The organism is Arthrobacter sp. 10T413_2 (assembly GCF_056394205.1).
Window position 1 is genome coordinate 1 of sequence record NZ_JBFTHK010000339.1, and the last position, 1,539, is coordinate 1,539.

At 64.7% G+C, this 1,539-nt stretch carries 1 protein-coding gene; it reads left to right on the forward strand.

The genetic code is table 11. The features are described 5' to 3' along the window. Nucleotides 1–779: 779 nt before the first annotated feature. Nucleotides 780–1,539: trehalase-like domain-containing protein (locus tag AC1DBQ_RS23280; RefSeq protein WP_476930744.1), on the forward strand; the 760-nt coding region annotated here is incomplete at its 3' end.

Genomic DNA, 1,539 nt, shown 5'->3' on the forward strand with positions numbered 1-1,539 from the left:
CCCGCGGCGACTCCTCCGACAATGACCGTCTTCATCTTTTCGTCCCTGCTTCCTAAAGGTTCCACTCGCTGTGGTCTGTCGGCCGGGGTCCCGGTTCCGGGACCCACAGCAGGGGGCACCTCCGGGACGCGACAAGCGGTCCCTGCCCATCCGTCGTTCCAGCTGCTGTTGTTCCGGTGTCAACGCCGTTACCTTGGCGTGCCGGCCATGAACAATCGCGAGCCATTGGAAATGCAGAACGCCTACTTCGCGGCGCACCACACCGGCTCGAATTTTGCCCGCCGTGTACCACCGTCACGCTAGCCGCCGCACCAGACAGCTCAACAGGGTCTTAGGTCCATGGTCAACGGCCCGGATCCCGGCCAAGACAGCCATGGCAACGGCCGTAGGTGTCGGCCTMTCCTGGCACCGTCAAACGCCAAGCCGGGGCGACMMGGCCTGCGTCTGCCGAACCGGCGATACAGCGGTCGTGGCGCTGAAGGGCCCGGGATCACCCCCTGCGGGTGAGGCGCCCGTGCCCGGCGGAGCCAACACTGGTGGTACCTGCCAGTGATTGTGCTGCCAGGGCAACGGATGCGTATGTTCGCCAGGTAGCCACGGCGGGCCCGAGCGACGAGCTCACCAGGGACACATCGCTCATGGACGCTGGAAGCAACATTGTTGGGGGTTTGAGCGGATCAAGAGCTGAGTGGTCGCCTGGCTCKGGCCGGTCGTGGCAATTGAGAGTCACGCAAGGCGTTGACGTGKATTTACCCCGTCCTGGTCCGAGGAGGCCCCCGATGAACGAATACCCACTGATCGCCGACCACGGGCTCATCGGCGACCTTCAAACAGCTGCGCTGGTGGCAACAGACGGCACTCTTGACTGGTTCTGCAGCCCGCGCKTCGACTCCCCCAGCATCTTCGCCTCTCTCTTGGACAGGCAACACGGCGGTCACTTCAGTACCCGTCCACGCGACGAGGCGTTCGCCACGAAGCAACTCTATCTACCCGACACGGCCATCCTGATCACGAGGTTCCTGACCGAGGGCGGGGTTGGCGAACTCATCGACTTCATGCCGATCGCCAGCGCCTCGCCCAGCGACCGGCACCGGCTGGTGCGCATGCTGCGCTGCGTGCGGGGACAGATCTCGTTCGACATCGAAGTGGCTCCCCGTTTCGATTACGGGCGGCGGGCCCACCAGGTGGACCTCAGCGACGACGGAGCGCTCTTTGATGCCGGCGAAACACGCCTGGCACTCAGCCTCATCCTCGAGGAAAACGACSGCCGGCTCTCCGGCAAGAACGTCACGGAAGCGGGTGACCTTCACAACACGCTGCATCTGGAACAGGGCCAAATGCGCGGTGTTGTCCTGGAAACAGGCCCGGATGTGGTGCCCCGCATCATGCATCCTGCTGAGGCCCAGCGGCTGGTCGACGACACCTCCCGCTTCTGGCATGACTGGGTCAGCCAATCCACGTACGCCGGCCGCTGGCGCGAGGMGCTGGAACGCTCGGCCATCACGCTGAAGCTCCTGACCTATGCGCCCACCGGTGCCC